General features: G+C 47.3%; 29 protein-coding genes and 1 pseudogene. 7 read left to right on the forward strand and 23 right to left on the reverse strand.

Annotated features, from left to right (window positions below; all coding sequences use genetic code 11):
* Positions 1-35: 35 nt before the first annotated feature.
* Entirely contained in the window at positions 36-1,334 is a 1,299-nt protein-coding gene (locus C7R92_RS25995; protein ID WP_106836166.1) for a hypothetical protein, read from the reverse strand.
* A 159-nt stretch (positions 1,335-1,493) separates the two neighbouring features.
* Here C7R92_RS25995 and C7R92_RS26000 point away from each other — a divergent pair, with 159 nt between their 5' ends.
* Positions 1,494-2,018, forward strand: coding sequence for a DinB family protein (locus C7R92_RS26000; protein WP_106836148.1), 525 nt, complete (start codon positions 1,494-1,496; stop codon positions 2,016-2,018).
* A gap of 63 nt (positions 2,019-2,081) precedes the next feature.
* Here C7R92_RS26000 and cuyA read toward each other — a convergent pair whose 3' ends face one another.
* The gene (gene cuyA, locus C7R92_RS26005) at positions 2,082-3,080 is read right to left on the reverse strand and encodes a D-cysteate sulfo-lyase (protein ID WP_106836167.1); all 999 of its coding nucleotides are present in this window, start codon (positions 3,078-3,080) and stop codon (positions 2,082-2,084) included.
* Between the two features lie 151 nt (positions 3,081-3,231).
* On the opposite strand from cuyA, the gene C7R92_RS26010 reads away from it, so the two are divergent.
* Both C7R92_RS26010 and C7R92_RS26015 read left to right on the forward strand, forming a co-directional pair.
* Entirely contained in the window at positions 3,232-3,426 is a 195-nt protein-coding gene (locus tag C7R92_RS26010) for a YgaP family membrane protein (RefSeq protein ID WP_069848568.1), read from the forward strand.
* Positions 3,427-3,600: 174 nt separating this feature from the next.
* On the forward strand, positions 3,601-4,269 hold the full coding sequence (locus C7R92_RS26015) for a hypothetical protein (protein ID WP_069848570.1): 669 nt from the start codon (positions 3,601-3,603) through the stop codon (positions 4,267-4,269).
* Between the two features lie 103 nt (positions 4,270-4,372).
* Here the strand turns inward: C7R92_RS26015 and C7R92_RS26020 are convergent, their stop codons facing one another.
* Positions 4,373-5,077, reverse strand: a complete 705-nt coding sequence (locus tag C7R92_RS26020; protein WP_106836149.1) for a Crp/Fnr family transcriptional regulator — start codon at positions 5,075-5,077, stop codon at positions 4,373-4,375.
* A 109-nt stretch (positions 5,078-5,186) separates the two neighbouring features.
* Here C7R92_RS26020 and C7R92_RS26025 point away from each other — a divergent pair, with 109 nt between their 5' ends.
* Complete coding sequence (locus C7R92_RS26025) at positions 5,187-5,528, forward strand: DoxX family protein (protein WP_106836150.1); 342 nt, start codon at positions 5,187-5,189, stop codon at positions 5,526-5,528.
* Here C7R92_RS26025 and C7R92_RS26030 read toward each other — a convergent pair.
* From C7R92_RS26030 to C7R92_RS26070, 9 genes are all read right to left on the reverse strand, one after another.
* The gene (locus C7R92_RS26030) at positions 5,525-6,142 is read right to left on the reverse strand and encodes a DUF3267 domain-containing protein (protein WP_069848575.1); all 618 of its coding nucleotides are present in this window, start codon (positions 6,140-6,142) and stop codon (positions 5,525-5,527) included. The genes C7R92_RS26025 and C7R92_RS26030 overlap by 4 nt on opposite strands.
* Positions 6,143-6,265: 123 nt before the next feature.
* Positions 6,266-7,201 carry a cation diffusion facilitator family transporter gene (locus tag C7R92_RS26035; RefSeq protein ID WP_069848577.1) on the reverse strand — a complete coding sequence of 312 codons (936 nt, stop codon included), beginning with the start codon at positions 7,199-7,201 and terminating at the stop codon, positions 6,266-6,268.
* A 174-nt stretch (positions 7,202-7,375) separates the two neighbouring features.
* On the reverse strand, positions 7,376-8,290 hold the full coding sequence (murQ, locus tag C7R92_RS26040; RefSeq protein WP_106836151.1) for an N-acetylmuramic acid 6-phosphate etherase: 915 nt from the start codon (positions 8,288-8,290) through the stop codon (positions 7,376-7,378).
* A 38-nt stretch (positions 8,291-8,328) separates the two neighbouring features.
* A complete protein-coding gene (locus tag C7R92_RS26045) occupies positions 8,329-9,942 on the reverse strand; it encodes a glycoside hydrolase family 3 protein (RefSeq protein ID WP_106836152.1) in 1,614 nt (537 codons plus the stop codon).
* Positions 9,943-9,972: 30 nt separating this feature from the next.
* The gene (locus C7R92_RS26050; RefSeq protein ID WP_106836153.1) at positions 9,973-10,935 is read right to left on the reverse strand and encodes a GNAT family N-acetyltransferase; all 963 of its coding nucleotides are present in this window, start codon (positions 10,933-10,935) and stop codon (positions 9,973-9,975) included.
* Between the two features lie 23 nt (positions 10,936-10,958).
* Entirely contained in the window at positions 10,959-11,786 is an 828-nt protein-coding gene (locus C7R92_RS26055; protein WP_069848585.1) for a carbohydrate ABC transporter permease, read from the reverse strand.
* A 17-nt stretch (positions 11,787-11,803) separates the two neighbouring features.
* On the reverse strand, positions 11,804-12,751 hold the full coding sequence (locus tag C7R92_RS26060; protein ID WP_017251294.1) for a carbohydrate ABC transporter permease: 948 nt from the start codon (positions 12,749-12,751) through the stop codon (positions 11,804-11,806).
* Positions 12,752-12,780: 29 nt separating this feature from the next.
* Positions 12,781-14,112 (reverse strand): ABC transporter substrate-binding protein, encoded by a 1,332-nt coding sequence (locus C7R92_RS26065; protein WP_069848587.1) that lies wholly within the window; start codon positions 14,110-14,112, stop codon positions 12,781-12,783.
* 129 nt (positions 14,113-14,241) lie between these two features.
* A complete protein-coding gene (locus C7R92_RS26070) occupies positions 14,242-15,087 on the reverse strand; it encodes a MurR/RpiR family transcriptional regulator (RefSeq protein WP_106836168.1) in 846 nt (281 codons plus the stop codon).
* Positions 15,088-15,350: 263 nt separating this feature from the next.
* Here C7R92_RS26070 and C7R92_RS26075 point away from each other — a divergent pair, with 263 nt between their 5' ends.
* The gene (locus tag C7R92_RS26075) at positions 15,351-16,028 is read left to right on the forward strand and encodes a hypothetical protein (protein WP_244195828.1); all 678 of its coding nucleotides are present in this window, start codon (positions 15,351-15,353) and stop codon (positions 16,026-16,028) included.
* A 142-nt stretch (positions 16,029-16,170) separates the two neighbouring features.
* Positions 16,171-16,770 (forward strand): undecaprenyl-diphosphatase, encoded by a 600-nt coding sequence (locus C7R92_RS26080; protein ID WP_017251298.1) that lies wholly within the window; start codon positions 16,171-16,173, stop codon positions 16,768-16,770.
* A 7-nt stretch (positions 16,771-16,777) separates the two neighbouring features.
* Here C7R92_RS26080 and C7R92_RS26085 read toward each other — a convergent pair.
* From C7R92_RS26085 to C7R92_RS26130, 10 genes and pseudogenes are all read right to left on the reverse strand, one after another.
* A pseudogene (locus C7R92_RS26085) lies at positions 16,778-17,675 on the reverse strand (SDR family oxidoreductase).
* A gap of 162 nt (positions 17,676-17,837) precedes the next feature.
* Positions 17,838-18,239, reverse strand: a complete 402-nt coding sequence (locus C7R92_RS33190; RefSeq protein WP_069848595.1) for a DUF4183 domain-containing protein — start codon at positions 18,237-18,239, stop codon at positions 17,838-17,840.
* A gap of 107 nt (positions 18,240-18,346) precedes the next feature.
* Positions 18,347-18,631, reverse strand: a complete 285-nt coding sequence (locus C7R92_RS26095) for a DUF4183 domain-containing protein (protein ID WP_069848597.1) — start codon at positions 18,629-18,631, stop codon at positions 18,347-18,349.
* Between the two features lie 164 nt (positions 18,632-18,795).
* Positions 18,796-19,308 (reverse strand): hemerythrin domain-containing protein, encoded by a 513-nt coding sequence (locus C7R92_RS26100; protein WP_244195830.1) that lies wholly within the window; start codon positions 19,306-19,308, stop codon positions 18,796-18,798.
* 57 nt (positions 19,309-19,365) lie between these two features.
* The gene (locus tag C7R92_RS26105) at positions 19,366-19,683 is read right to left on the reverse strand and encodes a hypothetical protein (protein WP_069849126.1); all 318 of its coding nucleotides are present in this window, start codon (positions 19,681-19,683) and stop codon (positions 19,366-19,368) included.
* A gap of 28 nt (positions 19,684-19,711) precedes the next feature.
* Positions 19,712-19,915: a hypothetical protein gene (locus C7R92_RS26110; protein ID WP_069848601.1), complete on the reverse strand. Its 204-nt coding sequence runs from the start codon at positions 19,913-19,915 to the stop codon at positions 19,712-19,714.
* Positions 19,899-20,432, reverse strand: coding sequence for a Rieske (2Fe-2S) protein (locus tag C7R92_RS26115; protein ID WP_069848604.1), 534 nt, complete (start codon positions 20,430-20,432; stop codon positions 19,899-19,901). Before C7R92_RS26115 ends, C7R92_RS26110 begins: the two co-directional genes overlap by 17 nt.
* A gap of 16 nt (positions 20,433-20,448) precedes the next feature.
* Positions 20,449-21,018, reverse strand: a complete 570-nt coding sequence (locus C7R92_RS26120; protein WP_017251305.1) for a 4Fe-4S dicluster domain-containing protein — start codon at positions 21,016-21,018, stop codon at positions 20,449-20,451.
* Positions 21,011-23,185: a molybdopterin oxidoreductase family protein gene (locus C7R92_RS26125; RefSeq protein ID WP_106836156.1), complete on the reverse strand. Its 2,175-nt coding sequence runs from the start codon at positions 23,183-23,185 to the stop codon at positions 21,011-21,013. The genes C7R92_RS26120 and C7R92_RS26125 overlap by 8 nt, the downstream gene beginning before the upstream one ends.
* Entirely contained in the window at positions 23,172-24,212 is a 1,041-nt protein-coding gene (locus C7R92_RS26130) for a hypothetical protein (RefSeq protein ID WP_106836157.1), read from the reverse strand. The genes C7R92_RS26125 and C7R92_RS26130 overlap by 14 nt, the downstream gene beginning before the upstream one ends.
* 185 nt (positions 24,213-24,397) lie before the next feature.
* On the opposite strand from C7R92_RS26130, the gene C7R92_RS26135 reads away from it, so the two are divergent.
* Positions 24,398-25,105 (forward strand): Crp/Fnr family transcriptional regulator, encoded by a 708-nt coding sequence (locus tag C7R92_RS26135; RefSeq protein ID WP_017251308.1) that lies wholly within the window; start codon positions 24,398-24,400, stop codon positions 25,103-25,105.
* An 82-nt stretch (positions 25,106-25,187) separates the two neighbouring features.
* Here the strand turns inward: C7R92_RS26135 and C7R92_RS26140 are convergent, their stop codons facing one another.
* A complete protein-coding gene (locus C7R92_RS26140) occupies positions 25,188-26,687 on the reverse strand; it encodes a nitrate/nitrite transporter (protein WP_106836158.1) in 1,500 nt (499 codons plus the stop codon).
* Between the last annotated feature and the right edge of the window lie 130 nt (positions 26,688-26,817).

Raw genomic sequence — 26,817 nt, forward strand, 5'->3', positions numbered from 1 at the left:
TGGGCGCACTGAAAAAAGCACCCGTAGCAGGGTGCTTACAAAAGTCGGTATCGTTTGGTGGGTCTTCCTCGCGTTGATTGCGATTCTTCCCCGGAGCTTTCCGCCAGCTCAACGGCGCACAAATCCGCGACGATTCGCTGTGCATTTCGCTCGCTCATTTGCAAATACTTGGCCAGATCCTTTGTCGTGAAATCGGTCCAACCCATTTTTTGCAGCAAGGCATCGAGCTTTTTATAGCTTTTGACGCTGATGTTCCCTTTTTTCAGCTTTTCCAAAATCTCATCATCGTCGGCACGATACGAGTAGATGAGCTCCTCTTCCTGACCGACCCACTCTACGATCGTTCCGTCATCCTGAATCATGACGATATCTCGTGTAGCTTTTTCCTTTGATTGGCGCAGGGCTCGGTGGGCATTCATCTCGGCTGCAAACGCAGTCTCTCCGAACCCGATTCCGACCGCGACCGTCGTATCCGCTTCCTTCGCCAAAAACTCTACGGTGTTTTGCAAGGTAGGAATCTCCCTGTGAATGGTTCCGCGCGTACTGAAGATGACGTATCTGCCATTACCTTGCTCCAAAAGCGATCCATCCACTTGCTCGCACAGTTTGATCAAGGCTTCTTTTATACGCAGCTCCAAATATTGTAAATGATAGGGGGTCTTCGCGCTTTCCTTGATTCTGTCGAATTGCTCGACCTCGATCATTTCGATCCCGATTTGTGTATCCTTAAAGTAGGATGTGCGTACTTTCTCGACAAACACGCGGACTGTTTGATGAATGTCCATATTACTGGGAGAAATCCAATAGGCCGGGATATCGGCATCTACTAACGATTGATAGACAGTCGGATAGCAGGTCATCGCAGCATCAATCTTTTTCTTGTTCCATAAATCGAGATGAAATGCCAGCAGCTCTTGCGGATCAATCGTAACCTCAAATATCTTCATGTATAGTTGGCTCACGGATATGCTGCTGTTGTACAGCGAATCTTCCATGAACTTCGTAGATGAGAGCATATCGACACTGACCCGATCCAATAGCTCTCCCCGTGTGTACACCATTTCCAAAAAGCCTTTATAGATGCTGGATTCCGTCGGAAAAATATGTTCCATCCGCTTTTCATCGTCCAGGACATTTTTGGCAATCAAGTACGGAAGTGGTCCCGAAAAAAGCCAATGATCCACGTACTGGTCATTTTCCAAGACAATTTTTTCTGTTTCTTTTGTCTCTGTATACGGATACGGAACAAAATTCATTCCTTCCTCGAATTCCTTTGCAACCGCTAGAATCCTTTCTACCGATTGCTTGGGACCAACCACGCCGATTTTAAACATCCATTTATCAACCTCTGCGTTTCTATTTATACGAGCCTTGCTTACGACCATTCTATACGTATTCACGCAAACAAATCCACCCTTCTCCAAACAAATTGGAAGGGATGACATTGGTGAAAGGCGAATAACTCCGGATTCCATACCGAAAGGAGTCGTACCATGAATTTTAATCTGGATGAAGCGATTGAGGTTCTAGAGCGTATGCCACAAGCATTGGAATCCTTGTTAACGGGCTTATCAGATGGGTGGTTGCTGCACAATGAGGGCGACGGCACCTGGCATACTACTGAGGTGATTGAACACCTGACCCTGGCGGAGAAAACGAATTGGCTCCCGCGTCTGGAGATCATACTTCAAAAGGGAGAGAGTAAACCGTTTCCTCCATTTGATCGCTACGCTCACTTACAAGAAGCCTCGGTTAGATCGTTGGAGCAAAAGCTGCTGGAATTCAAAACGATTCGTGCCGAAAACATAGCCAGGCTGCGAACGCTCGTGGAACCGGAAAAGCATCTGGAATTAACTGGACTCCATCCCGCTTTTGGGGTCGTAAAAGTACGGGAATTGCTCTCTACGTGGGTCGTTCATGATTTAACGCATACGGCGCAAATCGTACGGGTCATGGCCAAAAGGTACACGACTGATGTAGGGCCATGGAGCGAATATTTAGGCATCCTGAACAAATAATCGAACAGGCAGCGGTAGCTCTGAACGCAAATGTACGTCATCGCTGCCACTGCCTGTCTTTTTTTACGGCAAAAACAACTGTGGAACCGTATAGAGTGCAGGGGAACCACCCGTATGCAGGAACAATACGTGATCACTCTTGGTAAAATGCCCTTCACGAATCAAGCCAATCAACCCTGCCATCGCCTTTCCGGTATAGACAGGATCGAGTAAAATTCCCTCTGTCCGAGCGACCAGCCGAACGGCTTCGATCATGCCATCCGTCGGAATCGCATAGCCTGGCCCGACAAATCTGTCGTCGCAAAGCACAGCTTCTGCTCGCATGTCCCCTTGCAAACCGATCCGTGCAGCAGTACTGCACAGCAACCCCATCACCTTGGCTTCTTGTGCAGCCCGATCTCGACTGACATTGATCCCGATTACTTTTGTGTTGGACTGACGCGCCATAAAACCGGCAAGCAGACCTGCTTGCGTACCGCCACTTCCCGTTGCCGTCACGACATAATCGTACGGAGTCGTCGTTTCCCAAGCCTGCTGCTCGATTTCTTCCGCACACGCCATGTACCCCAAAGACCCGACTTCGTTGGAGCCTCCTACCGGGATCAGATACGGTTTTCTGCCTTGTTTTCGCAGACTTTCAGCGAGCTCTTCCATAGCTGCAAGCAAATCTGCCTCTGCGGGAATGACCTCGATTTTTTCTGCTCCGAGCAAGTGGAACAACAGATGATTGCCACTCGCTTGCGGTTGGTAGTCCCCCGTCTCAGGCGCGGACAGCACGAGCTGACAGTGCAGACCTTCGCGAACTGCCGCCGCCAGAGTCAACCGGCAGTGATTGGATTGGACAGCTCCACATGTAATCAACGTGTCTGCCCCTTGCTCGATTGCCTCTGCCACCAAATACTCCAGCTTTCGCGTCTTGTTTCCCCCTGCTGTCAAACCAAGCATGTCGTCTCGCTTGATAGAGATGCTCGGACCACCTAACTCCCTAGACAGTCGCTCCATCCTTTCGATTGGTGTAGGTCCGTGTGTGTAAATTTTACGCTGGTAACGGATATCGTTCATGCCCTTCGTTCCCTTCGGTTTGAATTGTGATTTGGTATTCATACGCTTTGCGGTGTACGAATTCCTTCGCATTATGTGACTTTGTTACAGGCAAATATAAGATTGCCCGATACAATGAGTCTCGTAAACCACAGTAATCGGGAGGCTGATCATGAAAAACGTAGGTAAATTTGATCAAATATTTCGAGTCGTTGCTGGGCTAGCGTTTCTCTCCTTGTTCTTCTTTCTAGAAGGAGGTTTGCAGTACCTCGCATTAATTGGCGTTCCCTTACTCTATACTGCACTGACCCAACAATGCTTTCTTTACCGCCTTTTCGGTATGAATTCCTGCAAGGTTAAGTCGTAATTCAACTGTCACGAAAGTTGAATAGCTCGAACTCAGAGCGCCTCTTTTTGGGGCGTTCATTTTTTCGAAAAAATTTGTCGAAAATTTAAATATTTTCTAATTGTAAATATAAGGAACAGCAGGGATAATATACTCGATAGACTGTAACCCAATTTCAATCGTGGAGGGAAATCTATGAAAACACTCCTGCGAATTGCCATCGCTTTAGCCATGATGTTAACCATGGCAAGCGGTGCTTTTGCTGCTCCAAATCCTGCCGTTTACGAGGCGAAGTTTGTAGGATTAAAGGAAACTTACAATGCTGGTGAATCGATTAAGCTATCCGTAGAAACAAAAACAGCTGGGCAAATTACCGACGCCAAGTTTGTGCTGAAAACCATTGGTGGCAATGAGAAGGATAAGGTCACCAGTGTCCGAACTACCCATAGCAAAACCAAAGCTACCTATACGACTACAGGTTACCTAAAGCCTACCTCCAAAGGTATCTACTTGCTCGCTTACCAAGCTACTCTTAAAAGCATTGCAGGAGAAGAGAAAATAGAACTCATTGCAACTCTTTCGATCAAGGATCCAAATAAAATCACCTTGAATGTCACACCGAACACCGTCCATGTCAAAAAAGGCAAAGAAGTGCCTATCCTCATCACATACAGTTCAAAATCCACTCCTCAATTCACTTACAGTACACAGGTTACTGAGCTTTACACTAAGCGAGTCGGCAATGAAAACAAGAAAGTCGTACTCTTCAAAGCTGAAAAAGCTGGAAAATTTACAATCAATATCACTGCCAAGAACAAATACGATGAGGTCTCTGAAGCAGTCGAGATCGTTGTTTCGGATTAAAAGATAATATCGAGCACGATCATTTCTAGCCATACCAAAAATCCCGTCCCCTTTAATAGGGCAACGGGATTTTTGTTGGCTCCATTTCCATCCGCGATAGTATCTACACTCTCGCCAATGCTTCTCTCAATCGCTCCCGATGCACCCATAATGGCTTACGCAATCCCGCCTTCTTCACCATGCCTTCTACTGTTAGCTCATGGAACGTTTCTGTTACGGTCTCACGAATACACCCCATCATCGTCGCCAGCTCCTGATGCGTCAGGTTCACTGCCAGCTCGATCCATTCTGGTTCATCAGCCTGACTTTTTTTTCCATATTTCTCTGACAGCTTGCCCAGCAAATACAGAAGACGCTGTCGTACACTTCCATACGCCATGAGCTCCATCATCTCTTCAACCTCTTGCAAACGATTCGAGACAATCTCGATAAAATGCAAGGCAAGCCTCGGTTTCTCTAGCATCAGCTCCTCAAATTGTCCTTTATCAATCGAACAAATCACCGAATCTTCCCACGCTTCGGCATACATATTGGTTGAACTAATCGTAAACGAGCCGATCTCGCCAAACACATGGCCTGTTCCGAGCAAATCAATCGTTAGCTCCTTGCCGTCAGCCGAAAGCTTATATAGACGAACCTTCCCAGCCTTGATCAAAAACAGCCTTTTCTGCTCCAGGTGAGGGGAGGAAATTAGCTTTCCTTTTTTGACCACTTCCATAGGAGTCGCCGGTTCCAATTGGGCTAGCTCCGCTGCACTTAACGACTGAAACAAATTGATGCGGGATAAAAGCTTCTCCTTTTCGATCACGATGTACTTCCTCCTGCTCACTGTAGGCTGGACTACATATTGTAGGGATCACTCCCATTATACTCCTCGTTAGGCAATGGATTTCGAATGAACGAAGGAGTGTAAACGGTTGAACACATTCATCATGATTCTTTCACTGATGTTGGCTTTGATGTTTTCCATCTCTCTGTTACTGAAGTTTTTACGCGCAAGCTCTATGCTCCAGCACTGGAAGGAATATGGCTACCCACTTTGGTTCATGGACGTGATTGCCTCACTTGAGCTGGTCGGAGTCATCGGTGTGATTAGCTCCTTTTGGTTTCCTAGAGTATTAACACTCGCTTGCATCCTGTTCGCCATCCTCATGCTCGGGGCTATCCATGCCCATCTTTTCCGGGCAAAACATGAGCCCGTCATGGCTCTAAATGCGGTATTTATGCTTATTTGTTCGTTGCTACTTCTTTGGCTTTAATCGTTTCCAAGCGCTTTCCAATACGTCTTCTGTCCGTTACTGATCAAGATCGCCTGTTTCGGAACTTGCTTCATCACCAGGAAAAGATTTAGCATATCGACTGATGAAGCGATAGCGTTTATCAAAATCAAAAATTTCAACATGGTAGTGAACAGTCCAAAAAAACCTAGAAGAACTGGTAACATAACTGAAAGAATAATGAATGGGGCGATGGTAATCAGTATGTATCTTGATTTTGGAATCTTTTCTTCCGTTGCGACAAACCCTCCAAACAAGGTAAGCCCCATCCATGTTTTTTCTGATCTCATGAAATTAGGGATAAAAATCAAATGCAAGCATTCATGAAAAATAACCAATCCGAGTAGAAACAAAATCACACGTAAGTCGATGGATATGGAAAAAGAGCCGGATGTCAGTCCCAATTCCTGAAAGGTTATTGGCGAAAAAATATAGATGATCCCATAGGCAATGAATGCATTAATCAGCATGAAAGGAATCGATAAAAGAGTTGCCCTGCCCAAGCTCTGTGGTTCTTTCAGGGGAACCCATTCCTTTTTTATCAACTCGACATGTACATTTTCAAGATACTGTGGCAATTTGGTTGTGATTTTCATAATAAAACCTCCTTCCTTTCTAGTTAGACGTTCACCCTATGTGTTCAGTTTCTCTAAGGCGAAGGAAATAAAAAAGGCTGTCTCCTGAGCTTTCTTGGAGACTAGCCTTTTTCTCATGGGTATTTATGCTTGCTGAAGCAAAAACTGCTTGCCGTATTCCCCGTGATCCAGAATCGTCGGGTGCTCGATCTGAATTGTCGAATGGTCAATTCCGTACTTCGTTTGCAAAATGTGATTGATCGCCAGAATGACACAATACGGCTGGATGCCTTCACGGACGAACACATGCGCTGTCAGGGAGTAATGTTCCGTGGATACCGCCCACAGGTGCAGCTCATGAACATCCTCCACGCCCTCTACTTCACTGAGGTCCTGACGGATTTGCTCGAGATCAAACTGCTCTGGAACAGATTCCATCAACACGAGCAGCGACTCACGAATGATTTTGGCACCACCTGTAAAAATAATTCCACCAATCACTAAGCTGATCAATGGGTCGAACAAGTAGTAGCCCGTCATGTAAATGAGAATCGCCGACGTAATCACACCGACGGAGCTGAGCAAATCTCCAATAAAGTGCCATAGTGCGCTTTTTACATTGAGATTGTCTTCTTCCTTCATACTGCGGGAAAGTACGATGGTCAGCACGATGTTTACAACCAAACCGATGGATGCGATGGTCAGCATCAACTGCAAATCAACGTCTTGCGGATTGATCATCCGCTTGATCCCTTCAATCACAATCCCGATCGAAATCACGGCAAGAGCCAAGCCATTCAAGAACGAAGCAATAATTTCAAAACGGAGAAATCCGAACGTATACTTCTTATTCGGCTTACGTGTCGCCATATAAATAGCGGTCATACTCAACCCTAAAGCAAAGACGTCAGAAATCATATGGGCGGAGTCGGACAGGAGCGCGAGTGAATTGGACATCAAGCCTCCCACAACCTCCACGATCGTAAAAAACAACGTCAATAGGAGCGTGATCCACAATGTTCTCTTCGATGTTTGCTGTTCTTTCACATGATCAAGATGATGAAAATCACCCTTTTTCATACGTATCACCTCTGTCCATTTAAATTATAAAAATTATAATCTAAGAATTAATGTAATCATATCCTCTTTTCCGACAATATTCAAATGAACATTTTATGGATCATACAAGTGATTTTCATTACCAGTTATGTCGTACCAAGACAAAAAAAGCCTCATCCAAAAGGATTAGGCTGATCATTCCTGATTGTGATTCCTTTCTAAAATCCGTCGAATATTCCCCTTGTACTGCGTGAGCAAACGGCTTGCGTCCTCTGCTGGCAATCCGGTCTTTTGCATCACGATCGCCAGTTTTGCGTCACCGTCTGCCTTATGCAACAGTACGTCCGCCTCATCGGTGGAGACATTGGTCGCTTCTGCCACGATTTGTTTTGCCCGTTCCTTCAGTTTCTCATTGGTTACCTGCACATTGACCATCAAATTTTTGTACACTTTCCCCAACCGCACCATGCATCCGGTCGTAATCATATTGAGAACCATCTTCTGCGCCGTTGCTGCTTTTAAGCGAGTCGATCCGGTTACCACCTCTGGCCCTACTACCACATTAATCGCTACATCCACACCTTGACTGATCTGCGCCACCTGGTTGCAGGACAACGAAATGATTTTCGCCTGCTGCCTTCTGGCTTCCGCCAATGCTCCGATGACATAGGGTGTCCGACCACTCGCCGCAATTCCTACCACGGCATCCCCCGCCTTTACGCCATAGGCGATCACATCTTCTCTGCCGTTCTGCTCCACATCTTCGGCTCCTTCGACTGCCCTGACGATAGCTTTTTCCCCGCCTGCTATGATGCCCTGCACCAATGCGGGGTCCGTCCCAAAGGTTGGTGGGCATTCAGCAGCATCGAGCAAGCCCAATCTCCCACTTGTTCCGGCTCCAAAATAAAAGAGTCTTCCACCGTTTTCCAGACATTCTGCGATCAAGTCAACGGCCGCTGCAATCGAAGCCAGCTCCTTTTCAACGGCAAACGCAACTGTTTTATCCTCTTCATTCATAATCTGGATAATTTCCATCGTAGAGAATTTATCCAGCTCTTCCGTATTCCCATTTCTTGTTTCTGTCGTTAAGTCACGCAGGTGAAACTTCATCCAGTTACCTCCCACCCATCTACACTCCTCTTCTCTTTCTACCCCACACCATGCTGCTTTTTCTCCGATGGAAACAGACTGACCGGAAGATGTCCAGCAGCCTTTCGTTCCCCGAACAAAATGTCTGCCACAAGCTCTATCGCTTGGTGCGTATGGTCGTAAACGGCGAGATACGCATCGACCTCGGGCATTACCAAGAGATCATACGGGTTTCGCAGGGCGACAGCCACGACCTTTTTCCCCTGTTGAACGAGCCGGTTCACCAGAAGCGATTGGCCTCTAAAGATATGGGCATTGTACGTAAAAACGACGATTTGCTCCATGGCCGACATCACATTCGCCACCATCTCCCCTTCATCCTCTGTCGGGTTGAGCGTCGACACCATATGGTATTCAACTTCACGATATTTTCTCAATGGTGCGACTAAATCGCCAGAAGCTGCTTGCCCATCCTCAGCCAACGTAAGGTTGGCAATCCCCGGAAAAATCACACCGAGCGGTTGTGTGCTTCTCTGTAAAGGAAGCAGTTGATGCTCATTTTTCACCAAGGTTATGGCTTGCGCGAGCGCACTTCTCGCTATGTCTGCATGTTGGACACGATCGAAGGAAGGGCCTGTTTTTCCCAAGCAATGCTCCCAGGAAAGAAATCGTTTCTTTAATTGAAGCACGCGATTTACAGCTTCGTTGAGCCGCTCATCTGATAGTTCCCCCGAATGAATGGCCGCAACGAGTCGTTCATACGTTTTTTGCTGAACTTCATGTGTGTGGGAAACCAGAACAAGATCGATCCCAGCCTGCACACAACGCACCGCCGCTTCTGGAACCCCGATGGTACCCGCAATGGCCGCCATTTCCATACAATCCGTTATTGCGACCCCATCAAATCCGAGCGACTCACGCAATACTCCCGTCACGATCTCCTTGGAATACGTAGCAGGAGAATCCGACTCATCCATTCTCGGCAAACTGATATGTCCAACCATCACCATGGGGACTCCTGCCGCGATACTGCATTGGAATGGGACCAACTCAACCTGATCCAGTCGCGTCCGATCATGTTCGAGCACAGGAACAGCTTCATGAGAATCGATGCTCGTATCACCATGACCGGGGAAGTGCTTGATAGCGGGAATGACACCACTCGCAAGCAAGCCTTGAATGGCGGCCTCACCAAACCGCGCCACCTGCTCTGGTGCTTCTCCAAAAGACCGCACCCCAATGACCGGATTGTCCGCATTGTTGTTCACATCGACCGTCGGGGCGAAATTGACTGAAATCCCTGCTGCACGCAGCTCCTCACCTGTTGCCTGGTAGATACGCTTGGCTTGATCGAGATTGCCTGTGGCACCCAAAGCCATCGCTCCAGGAAAGCGCGTCGCCCCTTTTTGCAGACGGGAGACCACGCCATTTTCCTGATCGGTCCCGATCAACAGTGGATAGGGATGCCCAGACTCATACGCCCAGCTCTGGAGTTTCTGTACCCGTTGATAGGTCTCCTCCGGTGTCCCGATATTGCGGCTAAAAAGAATCACGTTGCCAATCTGTTTTTGTTTGATCCACGCTTCCATTTCTTCGGGAATATCCAGCGTAGGGTACCCGATCATCAGCAGTTGCCCGACCTTCTGTTCCACTGTCATATGTTCGGCTTGCATGGAATCCTCCTCTCTACCTCTTTGCTCTTGTTAAGAGAATGCTTTGCCGTACTTCGCATACTGCTTCCAGCTGTGATACCCGAGCCTCCCATAGAAGTCGACCAGCGTCGTCCAATCAATGACAATGTTTGGGATACCCCGGTTCCGCAAAGCTACAATGCCTGCCTCCACAATCGCCAGTCCCAAGCCTCGTCCTCTATACTCCGCATCCACGCCCAATGGACCGATACCGCCCAGCCCATCCGCAAACAAAGGTGCCCAGTATACGTTTTGGGCAATAAACGGGGAGTCGGCATCATTGATCCGGCAAAAACCGACGATCTCACCGTGCAGCTCCACCACGACGAATTCGCGTCCGGTTCCTCCCCGCTGGAAATAGTGAGTGGCTTCATACTCCCATCTTCCAGGAAAGCATCGATGCAAGAAGGCCAAAAAGGCATCTTGGTCCGCCCTCGTCAACAGTCGAAAGTGGCCATCTGGTACCTCTGGTAATTCTAGCTCCGCTGGTTCGAGATACTGGCATAACAGATCGTTCTCCAATCGATCCTCCGAATGATACCCTTGCCTCTCAAACCACGCTTTTACGTCCGCAGATTCATCGGGTATGCCCGGGAAATAATGATACGGATCGCGCCCCAGCAAAACCTTTTCCACGCCTTGCTCTCGCAACGCATTTTCTGCCCTTGCCAGCAATTCACGTCCGATCCCCTGCCCGCGATGTGCTGTAGACACGAGTAAGACCTGTATCCAACCAATGCCTTTCCCCAACTGAATGTCGAGCTTTTCCTGCCAACATTTGGCCACGACAAAACCGACGGGACGCTGCGTCACTGCATCTATCGCAATCCACGACCCGGCTTTGACTACATTCTGATCCTCGAAGCTGTTTTGCCGCATGAGCGCAGGCCGCATGGGAAAGCGATCACCCAACTCCTGATTCCACAGCTCGCACAGAGCGTCCGCATATAGATCGTCCCAAGGTACGTATTGCATAGGATGCTTGCCTCCTTTACGCCCTATTTCAATCCAGAAGTTTTGGAGCCTTCCACAAAATATTTCTCCGCAAACAAAAACACGATCAAAATCGGGATCAAGCTAATCAGGGCCCCCGCTACCAATAGTTGATCCTCTGTCTTGTACTGACCGCTCAAAGACAAAATTCCGATCGGCAGCGTAAAGTTCTCATCCGAAATGAGGTAAATGACGGGCGCCAAAATCTCATTCCACTTCCCCATAAACGTAAAGACCGCCAGTGTGGCCAAGGAAGGCTTGCACATCGGCAAAAACACCCGCCAATAAATCTGGAACGGATTGCAACCATCCAGCTTTGCCGCTTCCTCGTAATCTTTCGGGATGTTCAAAAATGCTTGCCTCATTAAAAAAATGGCAAACGGCTGTCCGAGCCACTCCAATATCCAAAGCGGAGCCAAAGTGTCGAGCAGTCCCAAATTTTTAAAGATAATAAACTGTGGGACGATCGTGACGATCCCCGGGATCATCATCGTTCCCAGCACGATCATGAACAGCGTATCGCGGAAAGGAAAGCGCAGCCTGGCAAAAGCAAAGGCAATCATTGAGCTGGACAATAAGGCTCCGATAACCGAAAGAATCGCGACAATCAGACTGTTGATCGTATAGCTGCTAAAATTCGCCTGTTCCCACACGGTTGTATAATTGCTCCACTGTGTTGGATTGGGCAGCCATTCTGGCGGAAATTGCATGTACTGCTTGTAAGTTTTCAGCGAGTTAAACACGGTCGTTAAAAACGGAACCAGCATCATCAACGCACTCGCTATGACAAACAGGTATCCAACGATTTTATTTAGAGGAAAACGCTTTTGCATGGCTACCTCCTTGCCCCTTAATCATAATGAACCCATTTCTTTTGCAGCTTGAATTGGATGAGCGTAATGGCAAGCAGGATAAGGAACAACACCCACGCAATGGCAGAAGCATAGCCCATTTTGAAAAAGCTGAATGCTTGGCGGAACATGAACAGCATCAGGACGAGGCTGGCGTTGTTCGCACCGCCTGTCGAGCCTGCCTCCGTAGAGCCCCCGGTCATGACAAAAATCTGCTCGAAGTTTTGGAAGGAGTAAATCGTATTCAAGATGACGACCAGAAACGTCGTGCCGGAAATCATCGGGACTGTCACCCGCCAAAACTTTTGCCAGGCGTTTGCTCCATCAATCGAGGCTGCCTCATACATGTCAGAAGAAATTCCTTGCAGCCCAGCGAGAAAAATAATCATCATGTAGCCGACTGACTTCCAGATGGCGATGAGAACCAAGACCGGGATGACCCAGAATTCATCAATCAGCCAGTTTTGCGGGGCTAGCCCAAGTTTAGACAGAAAAGCATTGGCAAAACCGATCCGCTGGTTAAACACCGCATCCGCTACATACGCGATCACCGTCCATGAGGAGATAACCGGCAAAAAGTGAACCATCCTGAAAAATTTCAGGCCCTTCAGCTTTTGATTCAAGGCAACTGCTAGCAACAACGCCAAAAACGTTTTGGCTGGAACGTACAGGATCGTAAAATAGACCGTATTCCATAACGCGCGATAAAACAGCGGGTCTTCAAACAGCTTTGCATAGTTGTCCAAGCCAGTCCATTTGGGCGGATTTAAAATATCGTAGTCCGAAAAGCTGAAGTACAATGACGCGACCGATGTTCCCACGACGAATACGAGAAAGTGGATGAGATAAGGGGAGACCAGGAGCAGTCCCCATCTCCCCTCGCTATCCAACCATTTTCTCTTTTTCACAGCAGGCTTCGCCTGTTGCTTGGTTTGCAGCTCTAGCATGGTTGGCACACATCCTCACTGATTGATGACTACTGCTTCTTGAAGAAGTCATCCAGAACTTTTTGAATGCCTTCGTCTGTTTTCGTGATGAATTCATCCGTTCCGTATTTATCCATGAACAGCTCCGCCAGATTATCCGTGAACACCTTCACCCACTCGGTAAAGACAGCGTTGGTATCAATCGTGCCCGCAAACTCCAAGGTGTCGAGGAAGACTTTTTTGTTTTCTGGCTTCGTGGCTGGGTTTAGGAACATTTCGGAATTCGCCACTGATTTTTTCACCGGAATGGCTTCCCCTACTTCTGTCCACTCTTTTTGTGCTTCATCAGATGTCGTCCAGTAGGTGATCCATTCTTTAGCGGCCTTGACCTTCTGCTCCTCTGCTTTTTTGTTGATGACCCATGAGTTGGCGATTACAGGTGCGAAGCGTTTGCCGTCCGGTCCTTTTGGCATGGGAGCGACATCATAATTCAACCCTGCACCATTCATCGAGGTTGTTGCTGCGTAAATATCGATTTGCATCGCTACAGCCCCGCTCAAAAACGCTTTGAAGTTGCTCTGGAACGCCTTCAAATCAGCCGGATTCGGGAATAGCTTGCGCTGCATGCCGTCGACCATCCACTCGACCGCTTTTTTGTTCTCCGGGCTGTTGATAATCGATTTTTTCAACGTCGGGTCCAATACCCCGCCACCATACGCTTTCAAGATGTTAAACGCACCGCGTGAGCTACCGAAAAACGCGAAGCCGTACTGCTTCACTGATTTTTTGTCAAAAGCAGGATCGTCTGCATGTTTCCCGTTGGCATCGAGGGTCAGCTTGACGGAAGCCGCCTTCAAATCATCCCAGGTCCAGTCAGCCGTAGGATATGGTACGCCAGCTTTGTCGAACAAATCCTTGTTGTAGAAAAGGGCTCCCACTTGGATGCCCTGCGGCACACCCCAATACTTCCCATCTGAGTCTTTGTTGAACTCCAGACCGTTGAGCTCCTCTTTGTTGATTTCTTTCGTGACGTAGTCGGTGATGTCGAGAATCGCGCCGCGTTGGGCATAACCAAATACTTTTGTCCCGTCGCTCTGCCAAAGATCAGGCGCATTCCCGGCCGCGATCTGAGTCGTCAGCTTTTGATAGAAGTCATCATAAGGAGCCGTCATCGTTTTGATTTTGATATGAGGATGTGATTGTTCGAATTTTGCAATAATTTCTTCCATCTTTTTCTTCGTAGGTGGATCAGAGCTGTAGCCCATATACAATTCGACTTTGTCCCCCTGCTGTGTGGAGGACTGGCTGCTACATCCAGAAATAAGCAATGCCGCGGTTAAGCCAATCAAACCGAGTACTGAGAGAAACCTTCTCTTTTTCATGGAAAACCTCCCCGATTGCAATAAGTAAAAAGCTTGCATAGCTAACGATATTTCCAAACGCCTAACGTACTTTACTGATAAGGATAGAAGGATAAAGGCAGGACTTTGTGTATGCTAAGGAGGATTTGCTTATTTGTATTGCTCCCGAATAGCTTTACGCGTCTGGCGCAAGTACGCAGCAGAGACATCGTAATTTTTGGCAGCAACACCTCTAAACAAGATGTCGATCACATTGAGTTGTGCGATTCGTGAGGAAGTGGCGGCACTGCGTTCATCCGCTTCTGTTGAAAACGTGGTTAAGTGAATATCCACGCATTCCGCCAAGGAGTTTGTGCCGTATTTGGTAATGCCAATGGTCACAGCACCCGATTTACGGGCTTGTTTCATCGTGCTTATGATCTGCGAGGTTTCCCCCGAATTCGAGATGCCGACTGCCACATCATCAGCCGTCAAGGTGACTGCCGAAGTAAGCTGCAAGTGGGAATCTGAATGGGCCGTGCACATTTTATTGATGCGCAAAAATTTATGTTGGGCATCCTGCGCAACCAATTGCGAAGCACCCACTCCGTAAAAGTCAATCCGAGTAGCTCGGAACAGCTCACCAATCGCCTGCTCCACTGCTTCTGCATCCAAAATTTTGATCGTTTCCCGCAAGGAGAGGATGTTGTTGAACGAAACCGATTCAATCAAGGTGTACCTATCAGCATCGGGAAGAATCTCTTTGTATTCATTCTGAGCGGTAGACGATTGCAGATCACCCGCTATTCTGATTTTCAACTCCTGAAAACCATCTACACCGATACTTTTGCACATGCGTATGATGGCAGCTGTGCTGGATTCGCTTCTTTCCGCGAGTTCCTTGATGGAAAGTCGAATCACCTCATCCGGATTGGCTAAAATGTAATGCGCTGCGTTTTGTTCAGAACGCTTGATATTGTGCAACGATTCGCGGATGCGCAGCAACCCGCCATTCAACACGATACCACCCCTTTAGTCCACGAATTTGTTAAGCGCTTACATTCAAGTATGACTTTGGTAATTCATTACATATTTTGTATTATAGACATTTGAAATAAAATATCAATATGAATTGTCAGATTTGAAATAAAATTTCAAAACTATTTTTCGACACGTTCTCCCATGTTCGTCCTGTTATAAATATTTCACAATTTTTACAGTTACTTATACGAATCCCTTTCCGTATTAATCCATGTACACCCAATTGAAAAATAATGGGGATGATCAAATTGACTAAACGTAAGACACTAGCATTCACCCTGATAGCGGCACTCCTTTTGCCAAACACACCTATTCTGTCAAGCGAAGCCGCAGCAGCCTCTTCCCACAAAACGAAAGCAACTGTAACTGCGAGCAAGTTAGAAGAGCTTTCCATAAAAGATCTGAATCAAAAAGCAAAAGCGACTCTGAATCACGTCAAAGAAGTCATCCCTGACCTGAAGAACTATCACATCGCCTCTATCGTAAAAGAGAATGTCGTCACCACTTCTGGTCCTATCGAACGTCTGGAAGTGATCTTGTCGAGCACACCAGAGGGTACTACCCCAGACTTCGGAGTTGTCCATGTAAACGCAAGTACAGGAGAGCTGATCAGCATCGACCTTCAAAACGGACTCTCCTCTTCGAAAGGAATAGGTGATGAGGAAGCGATCAAAAAAGGCAAGGAGCACCTCAAACTTTTGTTTGGAAAGCAAGCAGAAAAATACAAGTTCTCACAGATCCTCTCCTCTACTGTCCAGGATAACAAGACACAGATTCTCGTGATTTACACTTCTCCGGATCATTACATCAACGTGACCTTGGATCGTGTCGGAAAATTAAAGGCTATCCAAAAAGATATCTACCCCAAAGCAGAATTAGAAGGCAAAAAAAATAAGAAGCACCTTTCATCCAATTAAAAAGAGACGGTTCTGACGTCTTTTTTTTGATGCTATGAAACCAACCTTACAACCCCGTAATATTTTGTAAGGTAAATCAATTTCCCATTTCTCTCCTATCGATTACGATTCTCCTGTTATATGTAAAGGAGGATCACCAAAAATGAATGGCATGGAAATTAACATTCACTACTTTCGCTTGATTAATGACTTAGGGAAAGAGTATCCAGCTCTCAATCCTGTGGCTTTTTACGTAGCAGAATATACGGTGTTTATTCTGGCGTTGAGTGCTTTGATGTATTGGTTTACGAGAAAACATGAGAATCGCATCATGGTCGTTTGTGCGACGTTTACGTTTGTCATCGCCGAGCTATTCGGGAAAGTAGCCGGAAGCTTTCATGCGAATAATCAGCCATTCGCAGAGCTTGCTGACGTCAATCAATTGGTACAAAAAGCGGTCGACAATTCGTTTCCCAGCGACCATACGATCCTGTTTTTTTCCTTTTGCATGACCTACTGGCTTTTTAAAAAGACAACGGGGCCACTCTGGATGCTGCTTGCTGCTTGTGTCGGCCTCTCTCGCATTTTGGTAGGCGTTCATTATCCAGCAGATGTCATCGTGGGTGCCCTGATCAGCATTGGGTCTGCCTTGGCCGTCTATATGATTGTGCCGAGATTGAGCTTTGTCCATACGCTACTTGCTTTGTATGAAAAAGGAGAGCAAGCGATCTTGCCAGCCAAATCGAAGACGAGAGACTTTTGATTCACCGCTATGTCTCTGTCATCGTTCCACCATTAACATGCAATACCTGGCCCGTGACATATCCCGAATCATCCGAGGCCAGGTAAACATAGGTCGGAGCGAGCTCAAACGGCTGCCCTGCGCGACGCATCGGTGTGTCGACACCCAAAGTCGTGATGTACTCTGCGGAATAGCTGGATACTTGCAGCGGCGTCCAGATTGGGCCGGGAGCAACTGCATTCACCCTGATACCTTGCTTGACCAATTGAAGGGACAGCGAGCGGGTAAAGGAGACGATAGCCCCTTTGGTTGCTGAATAATCAACCAAATGCGGATGACCAGCATAGGCAGTAACCGATGCCGTATTAATGATGGAACTGCCTGGCTGCAAATGCGGCAACGCCTCTTGTGTGATGTAAAAATGGGGAAAAAGGTTGGTGCGAAACGTGTCTTCCAGTTGCTCGCGGCTTATATCGAGGATGCTAGATTGTGGAAACTGTACACCTTGATTCAAGACAAGCACATCCAATTTGCCGAAACAGGCAACCGCTTGGCGTACAACCTCCCGACACCAATCCTCGTCGCGCAAGTCTCCCGGCAGCAGCAAACATTGCCCTCCGTAATATTCAACGACTTGCTTGGTCTCCTCGGCGTCGATGTGCTCATCCAAATAAGGAATCGCTACAACTGCCCCCTCCTTCGCAAACGCAACGGCTACAGCACGGCCAATCCCACTGTCTCCACCAGTTATGATCGCTACCTTTCCCCGAAGCTTTCCGCTTCCGATATAGTCAGGATTATCGAAAATCGGTCGGGACCATCAAGTATTCCATCCCCGGTTGTCGATCCTGATGCTGCGGCGGAAACGTGAGGGGAGTCTCTTCGCAAGTAGTTTTGTAACTGTAATATGGGTATCTCGGATACATAAAAATACCTCCTGTACGGATTCAGTCGATATCGCCATGATATTCGCCTACCCTTCACCGCGTGCGCCGTGTACGCCATCAAACCTCCCCAGTCTGTCGAGCCGATCAAGGAAAATGACATGTATGTATGACATGACCTTTTCCCATTATGGAAGCAACCATTTATGAAACAATCATCTTAATGAACTGAAGAATAAGAGGAACTCCTTGTACAGGAATGTCACTCAGAATCAAAACTCCCGGTTGGATAACATATAAATTGGGGGGCTGTAGCATTCCATTGATGAATAGATTCACAACAGAAACTTCATTCGGGTCCAGAATGCCAGAAGTACTGAAGTGCATGACAGCATCACTGTTGGTATACATGTTTTTGACTCCATCTGAAATGGCCGTATACTGATAGGTTTCTGTTCGTATTAAACCAGGAGTACATGGACATGGGGGACAGGGAGGACAAGTTGGGGAGGGTTTTACTGGAAAAATCCCGGGACAACCTAATGGCGGGACGATTTGCAGACACTGTCTCCTCACTGTGTATGACTGTGTGACATTTCGCCTCATGAAATCACTCGTCCTTTCTCGAAGTGCTTCGACCGTTCACTCCGATTTACACACATGAGTGAACCCCAGGCACATTTCATCCACCTGGGGCCACCAACCTATTCACCTTAGTTAACGACAAATTCTACAACTACGGGTGTACCACCGTTTTCGGCATTTCCATCTGGGATCGTGATCGCTGTCGTTGTGATTGTGGAAGTATTACCTGCCTGAAGCACTCCATTGACGTAGAGATTGTAAAAAGCAAACGTACTAGGAAATGCTGTCGCAGCAGCGCCAGTGTCAGTGGTAAATGCAGTTGCCGCAATGGCAAACGTTGCACCAGTACCAGTTCCAGCACTCATCGTGGACGTAAATCTCAATGAGGTTAGATAAGGTTTTATAATCGGCACTTAAAACACCCCCTTCTCTATTTAATCCCTACTAGTAAATGATCAGTTTCATCCGATTGAAACCGACAAATGACAGTAGAAATATGCACATTTCCCCTCAAAAGAAAATAATTGGAAAATGAAATCACCCCCCCCACTTTTTCAGTAGGAGGGCTACATGATTTTTACTCTTGAAACAGTACTCGCAACTGCTCTTTCTCTGCGTCACTCAATACATATTCTGCCATCGGGAACAGCACACTCTCTTCTTTAAAGAAATGTTCCATGAGTATTTCTACTGACTTCAGCAAATGTGTGTGGACAGCTTCTACTTCAACAGGTTCAGACTTTTCCTTTTCTACGATTCGCATGAACGACATCAGGCTTTCATGAATGAGATCATGCTCTTCCTCCATGGCAGCAATCGGTCCCATCTCCCGTTCGATATAGTTAGCCATCAGGGGATACAGGTCTTCCTCCTCGCGTCTGGAGTGTTTCTCCAGTTCTGCCCGAAACGAGGACGCCAGCTCATGAAGCTCTGTTAAGCCTTTTTTTCTTCTAGTAGGTTCTGCTGTAGATTTCAGGTTATTTGCTAGATGTACGAGCTCATTCATCTGCTCAGCTAATGATAGGTGCTCCTCTTTCAATTTTTCCAGAGCTGGACACAGCTTCCTTCTCCCTTCAAACTCCTGCATCATCCCCATACATCCTATAGGCGGTGGTCCCATTACAATCCCTCCATCTACTAGTGGGAGTTAGTTACCAAAAGAAATGCGATACGCTAGCTGTCCCCGATTGTCCCTAGCAACCATTTGAATACAGTCATCCTCTTGCGAAAAAACAACCGGTCCATTCTGGATGGGAATCGCCACAAACTGGCAAGGATTAAAATAGAGCCGCAGATGCTCCTCATCCTCCGTGATCTCCCATTTTGCCAGCTGCCTTTCCAAGAGAGCTGGACTGTGTGGTTCGGCATTATCCGCCAAATCTTGAATGAGTATCCCCATCTTTTTATCCACCAAGGCAGGCAGCTCTTGGTGAAGCTCGACAATCGTTCTCTTACTAGGATTCATGGTCACTGATCACACTCCCTTCCCCAGATTATTTCCCTTGTTCTCTTCGATCCCGCTGGTCTTTTCTAAATACCATCCATGCCAGTGGGAACAACACTACCGTTGCACCGCTGAGCAATAGCACCTCCATATATCGCTGTGCAAAATACATATTGACTGTGTACTGGGTGCAAGCAATGCTGGCGAACAAGATCAATACTAATAGGATGACACCTCTATAGCTGCTCTTCATATCTCTTCACCCCTACAGCGTATACGGCTCCATCTTTCTCTTGAAGCACAATTTCCGGAAGTGGTCTTCTTGGGGGACCAGCGAGCGGCTTACCTGTGGCGATATCAAATTTCCCATGATGGCAAGGACATAGCAGCTCTTTCTCATCTCGGTCCCAAAATACCGGACAACGCAGGTGGGTACATGCATTTTGATACGCCTTGTATTCTTTTTCCTTCACATATACGAACAACGCGCTGTCATGCTCTCCTGGATAAGCAAACTCGATCGCATCTCCGGGTTTTATATCGCTGAGATTCGCGATTTTTTGTGTGGGATACGACTTGCTGGATGAACTCATCAGCTCCTTGGCAGCTAATGCCCCCCATGGTAGAGTAGATGCCGCGAAAAGCCCGGCTGCTCCTACCATTGTTTTCATAAAACTCCGTCGATCCAGACTACGCTCATTGGAACGATTGATGTTATGTGTATAATTGTCATCCTTCAACGGAATTGGGCGGGTTTTCTCGTTCTCCATAAGGTATTTCTCCCCTCTAGAATAGCTTCTGTTTGCCCTGCAGAATGCCAGGCAGGCTAATTTTCACATTGGTTTCGCCTTCCAGTACATCCGGGTCGTGGCTGGCAGTCCATTTGCCATTGGCCAAAGGAATCTGTGCCCGTTTTTCTTCCAGCTCTGCTTCCTCAATCCACTGCAAGGTGTTTGTCGGGCAAACCGAAGCGCACATCGGCGGGATTCCCTCTTTCGTACGGTCGTAGCATAGATCGCACTTGTACATGAGATTCTGTTCTTCATCAAATTTGGGAATTCCATAGGGGCAGGCAATCGTACAATTTTGACAACCGATGCATTTCTCTACCAAAGCTGACAATACGGCCCCATTATCTGCGATTTGAATCGCCTGAGCAGGACAGCTGCGGGCACAAGCAGGATTAACACAATGGAAGCACATGAGAGGAATCGTTTGTCTGTTGATAAACGGGTCCACATCCAGTACGTAGTTTCGGTTTCGGTTGTCGTGACCTCCACACTGTGTACACGCCGCCAAGCAGCTTCGACAACCGATGCAATTGTCCATTTCGATGTATAAGACTTGTTTACCCATGGCGAACTCCTCCATGTTTGTGCTTGATGATTTTCGCGGCGCAAGCTTTAAACTCGGGCATTTTGCTGTAAGGATCCAATGCTGGGTTGGTCAGCAGGTTGATAGACTCCGCTTTTCCCCAGTGGTACGGAACGAACACCGTATCCTCTCGAATGGCCTCGATCACTTTCACACGGTACTGAGCCTCGCCCCTTCTCGTTTTCAGAGTGACCATCTCATCGTGTTCAATGCCATAACGAGTCGCTGTCTTTGGATGAACCTCTAGCAGAGGATCTGGATACATGTCCGTCAAAAACGGGATTCGTCTTGTCTGGTTCCCGGACAAATAGTGGAACACAACTCGTCCCGTCGTTAGCCGCAAAGGATATTCTTCATCCGGCTCCTCCGCTGGCGGACGGTAAGGCAGCGCACATATTTTGGCTTTGCCATCCGGGTGATAAAATTTTTTATCCAGGAATAAATGGGGCTGTCCCTCGTCGCCCTCCTCGCGGCACGGCCAGAAAACACCATTGTTTTGATCAATTTTCTCGTAGGTGACCCCGTAGTAGTCAGCTATTCCGCCTTTGGAGACCTGACGTATTTCATTGAAAATATCCTCGGGAGACTTCAAGTGCGTAAAGTATTGTCCGCGCCCCATTCTTTTGGCGATTTCTATTTGAATCCACCAGTCAGGCTTGGATTCGGCAAACCATTCCTGTGCCTGACGATGACGAATGATGCGACCTTCGAGATTGGTAGTCGTTCCATCGTCTTCTGCCCAAGTCGTAACAGGAAGAACGACATCGGCGTATTCAGCTGATTCGGACAAGTAAAAGTCGCAGCAAACCATAAAATCCAGACTTTTCAGGGATTCTCGAACATGGTTTAGATTTGGCGCACTTACAACCGGATTGGAGCAGAGTAAGTATAAGCTGCGAATCGTTTTATCCTTCATCAGCTGGAACATCTCATAGGCAGAGACACCTTTCTGCGGCATCTCTTCCGGGGAAATGCCCCAGGCACATGCTATTTCACGCACATGTTCAGGATTGTCGAGCTTGCGGTAGCCAGGCAATTGATCGGCTTTTTGCCCGTGTTCCCGCCCCCCCTGACCGTTCCCTTGACCAGTAAGGGTTGCAACACCTGATTTTGGACGGCCAATCTTTCCTGTGACGAGCGACATGTTGGTATAGGCCGATACGTTGTCCGTCCCTTTCGACTGCTGTTCCACACCACGGCAAAACATCACAATCGCATCGGGTGCCCTCCCGAAAATGTCGGCAGCCCGCACAATCTTCTCCACCGAAACCCCTGTTATTTCGCTGACAGACTCCGGTGTGAAGGTAGCAACCACTTCTTTTGTTTCTTCAAAACCATTCGTATGATTTCGAATAAAGTCTTCATCCATATGCCCATTCTTGATCAGGAGATGAACGATTCCGTTTGCCAATGCCAAATCTGTACCGGGCCGCAGATCCAGGTGGATATCAGCTCGACGTGCCAAAGGCGTTTCCCGTGGATCGGCTACGATCAGATAACCGCCTCGATTTTGCACTTCCCAAATACGAAACATGCTGGTTGGATGACACTCTGCCGCGTTTGAACCGGCCAAAAACAAGCAGTCTGTTTGATGAATATCCGTCCAGGGAACGGTAGAACCGCGATCAATCCCCAAGCTTCGATTCAATCCTGCCGCAGCGGAGGACATACAAAAGCGGCCATTGTAGTCGATATAGCGGGTTTGCAAGGCGACCCGTGCAAACTTACCTGTGAGGTAGCATTTTTCGTTCGTCATGGAAACGCCAGAGTAAACAGACAAAGTATCTTTGCCATAGTTGTGTTGCAATTCCTTGAACCTGGAAACGATCAAGTCTAGTGCTTCCTCCCATGACGCTTCCCGAAATCCTTCCGCCGTGCCTTTTAAAGATGCATCTGTTCGAATCAACGGCCGCTGTATCCGATCTGGATGGTTCACCTGCTGATAAGCCGTCACCCCTTTTGGGCACATCTTACCCAGATTGACAGGGAAATCGTACCGTGGCTCCACGCCGATAATCTTGTTCGTCGTTGTATCTACACGCAGGTTCATCCCGCATTGCATACCGCAGTAGCAGCAGTGCGTGCTGACCAATTTCTCGTTCGGATGTATCTTATTTTCAATCACTTTAAAAAATTTATCCTTTGGCATGTTGATTTGCCTCCCTGGCATTGATCTCGTGCGTAGGAACTCCTGTGAAACGGAACATCCGGTATTTTCTGCGGCACGGCAAGCAAAGTTCAGCCAAGTGGAATCCTTCTTCCATTTGAAAAGCCATTTCGTTTTTACCCAGTACATTGATCACATCTGCCGACTGTTCCGCAGAAACAAACTCATTGCTGCACACTTTGCACTTTTTCATTCCCTGCTCGCCATAGTGTTCGCGATAATTACGTGCAAACACACTCATCGGGCGGAACGGTATGTGAGCCAGTTTTCCGAATGGCAGATAAATCAAGGTCACAATCACTGCGAATTGATGTGTGACGGATATGACCGGGTGCCCAAAGCCCCCTAAGAACATGTTGCTTGCGGTTAACATCAAGCCTGTCACACTGATAAACAGTAGCAGGTATAAAGGTAAAAAGTCGTAGACAAAGGATTGTTCAGCCCGTGCCTGCATGTTTTTGAATCTGCGATACAATGCCATGACTGCTCCACCGATGACCATAAAAGCAGTAATGTTCAGTGCGTTGTAAAAGAGAAAGGCAACCCAGCCATCCGCTTGTACGGTCAGAACATCCACACCCATGAACACGACCTGATAGTAGCCGTTGTCCGTCATCGTGAAATACATCCAGCCAAAAACTAACGGAAAGGTGACAAACGCGGCCAAGATGCATCCCCATCCCAGCAAAATGTGCTGTGTCCAGCGGTACCATCCCCGATTCCAAATAAAGCGATAGATGGCCAGATGATCTACCGTTGTATTCGCCGTGCTTTTACGAAAGAGAAGTCGTAGCCCCTTTTTCAAAATGACATTCGTTGGCGGGCGATCTCCCCACGCAGAAAATCGGTATAGGAAGCCTCCAATAAAGACAAGAGTCCCCACCATATAGCCGTAAAGCGCCAGATCAATATGCGTGAAAAAACGTGTTCCCACGTAACTTAGGACGAACAAGCAAGCAATGATGATAAAAGCACGCTTCGCCACCTTGGAAGCAAATAGATAGTTCATACAACACCCTCCCTGCTGCTGCTCATTTTTTCCTTTCGCTTGAGGTCATTGTAGCAATGGCTCGTAACCCAGGTTGTGATTTACCTCACACCCTTGCCACAATCAGGACGATTTCCTCTTCCCAAACCATCAATTTCAGATGATATAATGAGTTACCTTTGTATCCTTGTTGTAGGAGGGACCACATGACCGGAAATGGCACAACGTTTGTACAGCAGATTTCTTCCGATTTTGTGAATAGCCTTGAAACGTTTTCTGTTAGGAAAAATTTCGTTCCCGGAGCCGTTCTGTTTTTGGATGGTGAAAGAGCCGATCAGCTATTCTTAATTTCGTCGGGCCAAATTAAGCTCACAAAAAACACGAACGATGGAAAAGAACTTACTCTGCAAGTGTTTGGTGCAGGAGAGCTAGTCGGCGTCTCCGGGCTCTTCGAACAGGAATTGACGTACACCTCCACAGGCACCATGTTGATGGAGGGTGAGATATGGATCATCCCGCGACAAGGGTTGGAAAAAATGCTCATCAAAAACGGTCAATTTTGCGTAGACTTCCTGCGTTGGATGGGATTGATGAACAGACGGATGCAGTCTAAATTTCGTGATTTGCTACTCAATGGCAAAATCGGCGCCTTGTATTCAACGCTAATCCGCATGAGTAACACGTACGGCAAGCCACACCCCGAAGGAATCCTCATCGATCTTTCCCTTACCAATCGTGATTTGGCACAATTCATTGGTCTGACACGAGAAAGTGTCAACCGGATGCTTTCCGATCTGAAAAAACAGGACACCATTGATCTGCTTCCTCAGGGGTTTATCTTGATTAAAGACCTTGCCTATTTAAAAGAAGCCATTTTTTGTGATGACTGCCCTCCTGATATTTGCCAAATGTGAGCAAACTCTACATACATATCTACACGAAAAAAGTCCTGGACTTGTCCGTCCAAGACTTTTTTCATAAGTGATTCAAGCTTCTTTATCCATGTCTTTGCTCCGCAAGCTCGCTGAACATGCCCGCATAGTACTCGACGTCTCCTGCATCGTCCAGAATCGCGCTGATCGTTAACCATTGGAGATACTGATCCCCATTCTTCCGGCGATTCCAGATCTCTCCTTGCCAATAGCCATTCTTCTTGATCGAGTCCCACATCTTTTGATAGAAGTCGGCACCCTGTCTGCCTGATTTTAAAATATTGGGTGACTTGCCAATCACCTCATTCATCTCATAACCGGTCACTTTCGTAAAAGCATGGTTCGCACTTTTTATGACTCCGCGTGTATCGGTAATCAGTATCGCCTCTCCCGTCTTTTCCATAATGGTGGCGGCGAGCTGCAGCTTTTCTTGATAAAACATCCACATCACCAAGACCAAGCTTGCCAGTGCAAACTGCGATAGCGCCATGAAACCGATCGCGTAATGCCCCGTCAGATTAAACAGCAGCGTTAAGATCAACGGCGGGAAAAATCCTCCTAATCCCCCCATGGCAGATACGATCCCATTTACAATCCCCGCTTGTCGCGAGAAATACATCGGCACTAATTTGAACACGGCACCGTTACCAATTCCGGCACATATCGCTACCAACAAGCACCCTACCGAGTACATGAAAATCGATGGCGAAAACGATAAGACAATACCAGACAAGGCGAGCCCGGCAAACACAATCATCAATGCCTTGAAGGGGTTCCACCTATCACCTAGCCATCCTCCCAATGGTCTCGCCAGTGTCGCCAAAAGAATGAACCCTGCTGTTCTCATACCTGCATCTACTTTATCCAATTGGAAATGGCTCACTAAAAAATTCGGGAGATACACGGTGAAAGCGACGAAGCAACCAAATGTAATAAAGTAAAACAAACTGATTAACCATAGCTTTTCGTTTTTGTAGACACTCTTGATCTGCTGACCAAGAGGAGTCACTACCTTCGGTTCATTTTTATCCCCCATCAAGAAGGTAAGTACAGCGAATCCCGCAAGCAATAACAGAAACATCTGTACAGTACTTGCCCATCCAAACGATTTAGCCAGAACTGGCGCTGCAAAAGTGGTTATCGCTGTACCAATATTCCCCATACCGTAGATTCCGTTTATAGAACCATGCTTCTCTTTCGGATAGTATTTAGGGAGAGACGTGACACCAACGGAAAACACCGCTCCACCTATCCCCAAAAATAGCCCGCCTATTAACAAATCTGTATAAGTGGTCGCCTGGCTAATATAAAAAACAGGAGCCAGCAGCAAGAGAAAGCTTATGCTAAATAATATTCTCGCGCCAAATCGGTTACTCCAATATCCTACGGGGATTCTCAGCAACGATCCCAGCAAGACTGGAATCGCTGTCACCCACGCCACCTCGCTTGCACTCATGGGTACGGTTTCTTTGATAAAAGGCATGAGCGATGACAGAATGACCCATACCATGAAACCGACCGTAAGACTCAACGTCTGTAACGGCAACTGCCATTTTCGTACCATAAACAACACCCCTCACTTGGGAAATCTTCTTCATCCACTATGATAAGAGGCAATGTTTTTTCCCGTTGTGATTTTAATCACAGCCTCCTTCCAGGCAATCCGCTTATAATCAAAGCGAAATCTTGAATCG

The organism is Brevibacillus porteri, from assembly GCF_003013475.1.
GTDB classification, from domain to species: domain Bacteria; phylum Bacillota; class Bacilli; order Brevibacillales; family Brevibacillaceae; genus Brevibacillus; species Brevibacillus porteri.

Excerpts from the sequence above, each read along its gene's own strand:
- C7R92_RS25995 (WP_106836166.1), bottom strand. The coding sequence starts at position 1,334 with ATGTTTAAAATCGGCGTGGTTGGTCCCAAGCAATCGGTAGAAAGGATT.
- C7R92_RS26000 (WP_106836148.1), top strand. The coding sequence starts at position 1,494 with ATGAATTTTAATCTGGATGAAGCGATTGAGGTTCTAGAGCGTATGCCA.
- cuyA (WP_106836167.1), bottom strand. The coding sequence starts at position 3,080 with ATGAACGATATCCGTTACCAGCGTAAAATTTACACACACGGACCTACA.
- C7R92_RS26010 (WP_069848568.1), top strand. The coding sequence starts at position 3,232 with ATGAAAAACGTAGGTAAATTTGATCAAATATTTCGAGTCGTTGCTGGG.
- C7R92_RS26015 (WP_069848570.1), top strand. The coding sequence starts at position 3,601 with ATGAAAACACTCCTGCGAATTGCCATCGCTTTAGCCATGATGTTAACC.
- C7R92_RS26030 (WP_069848575.1), bottom strand. The coding sequence starts at position 6,142 with ATGAAAATCACAACCAAATTGCCACAGTATCTTGAAAATGTACATGTC.
- C7R92_RS26035 (WP_069848577.1), bottom strand. The coding sequence starts at position 7,201 with ATGAAAAAGGGTGATTTTCATCATCTTGATCATGTGAAAGAACAGCAA.
- murQ (WP_106836151.1), bottom strand. The coding sequence starts at position 8,290 with ATGAAGTTTCACCTGCGTGACTTAACGACAGAAACAAGAAATGGGAAT.
- C7R92_RS26045 (WP_106836152.1), bottom strand. The coding sequence starts at position 9,942 with ATGCAAGCCGAACATATGACAGTGGAACAGAAGGTCGGGCAACTGCTG.
- C7R92_RS26050 (WP_106836153.1), bottom strand. The coding sequence starts at position 10,935 with ATGCAATACGTACCTTGGGACGATCTATATGCGGACGCTCTGTGCGAG.
- C7R92_RS26055 (WP_069848585.1), bottom strand. The coding sequence starts at position 11,786 with ATGCAAAAGCGTTTTCCTCTAAATAAAATCGTTGGATACCTGTTTGTC.
- C7R92_RS26060 (WP_017251294.1), bottom strand. The coding sequence starts at position 12,751 with ATGCTAGAGCTGCAAACCAAGCAACAGGCGAAGCCTGCTGTGAAAAAG.
- C7R92_RS26065 (WP_069848587.1), bottom strand. The coding sequence starts at position 14,112 with ATGAAAAAGAGAAGGTTTCTCTCAGTACTCGGTTTGATTGGCTTAACC.
- C7R92_RS26075 (WP_244195828.1), top strand. The coding sequence starts at position 15,351 with ATGATCAAATTGACTAAACGTAAGACACTAGCATTCACCCTGATAGCG.
- C7R92_RS26080 (WP_017251298.1), top strand. The coding sequence starts at position 16,171 with ATGAATGGCATGGAAATTAACATTCACTACTTTCGCTTGATTAATGAC.
- C7R92_RS33190 (WP_069848595.1), bottom strand. The coding sequence starts at position 18,239 with ATGAGGCGAAATGTCACACAGTCATACACAGTGAGGAGACAGTGTCTG.
- C7R92_RS26100 (WP_244195830.1), bottom strand. The coding sequence starts at position 19,308 with ATGATGCAGGAGTTTGAAGGGAGAAGGAAGCTGTGTCCAGCTCTGGAA.
- C7R92_RS26105 (WP_069849126.1), bottom strand. The coding sequence starts at position 19,683 with ATGAATCCTAGTAAGAGAACGATTGTCGAGCTTCACCAAGAGCTGCCT.
- C7R92_RS26110 (WP_069848601.1), bottom strand. The coding sequence starts at position 19,915 with ATGAAGAGCAGCTATAGAGGTGTCATCCTATTAGTATTGATCTTGTTC.
- C7R92_RS26115 (WP_069848604.1), bottom strand. The coding sequence starts at position 20,432 with ATGGAGAACGAGAAAACCCGCCCAATTCCGTTGAAGGATGACAATTAT.
- C7R92_RS26120 (WP_017251305.1), bottom strand. The coding sequence starts at position 21,018 with ATGGGTAAACAAGTCTTATACATCGAAATGGACAATTGCATCGGTTGT.
- C7R92_RS26125 (WP_106836156.1), bottom strand. The coding sequence starts at position 23,185 with ATGCCAAAGGATAAATTTTTTAAAGTGATTGAAAATAAGATACATCCG.
- C7R92_RS26130 (WP_106836157.1), bottom strand. The coding sequence starts at position 24,212 with ATGAACTATCTATTTGCTTCCAAGGTGGCGAAGCGTGCTTTTATCATC.
- C7R92_RS26135 (WP_017251308.1), top strand. The coding sequence starts at position 24,398 with ATGACCGGAAATGGCACAACGTTTGTACAGCAGATTTCTTCCGATTTT.
- C7R92_RS26140 (WP_106836158.1), bottom strand. The coding sequence starts at position 26,687 with ATGGTACGAAAATGGCAGTTGCCGTTACAGACGTTGAGTCTTACGGTC.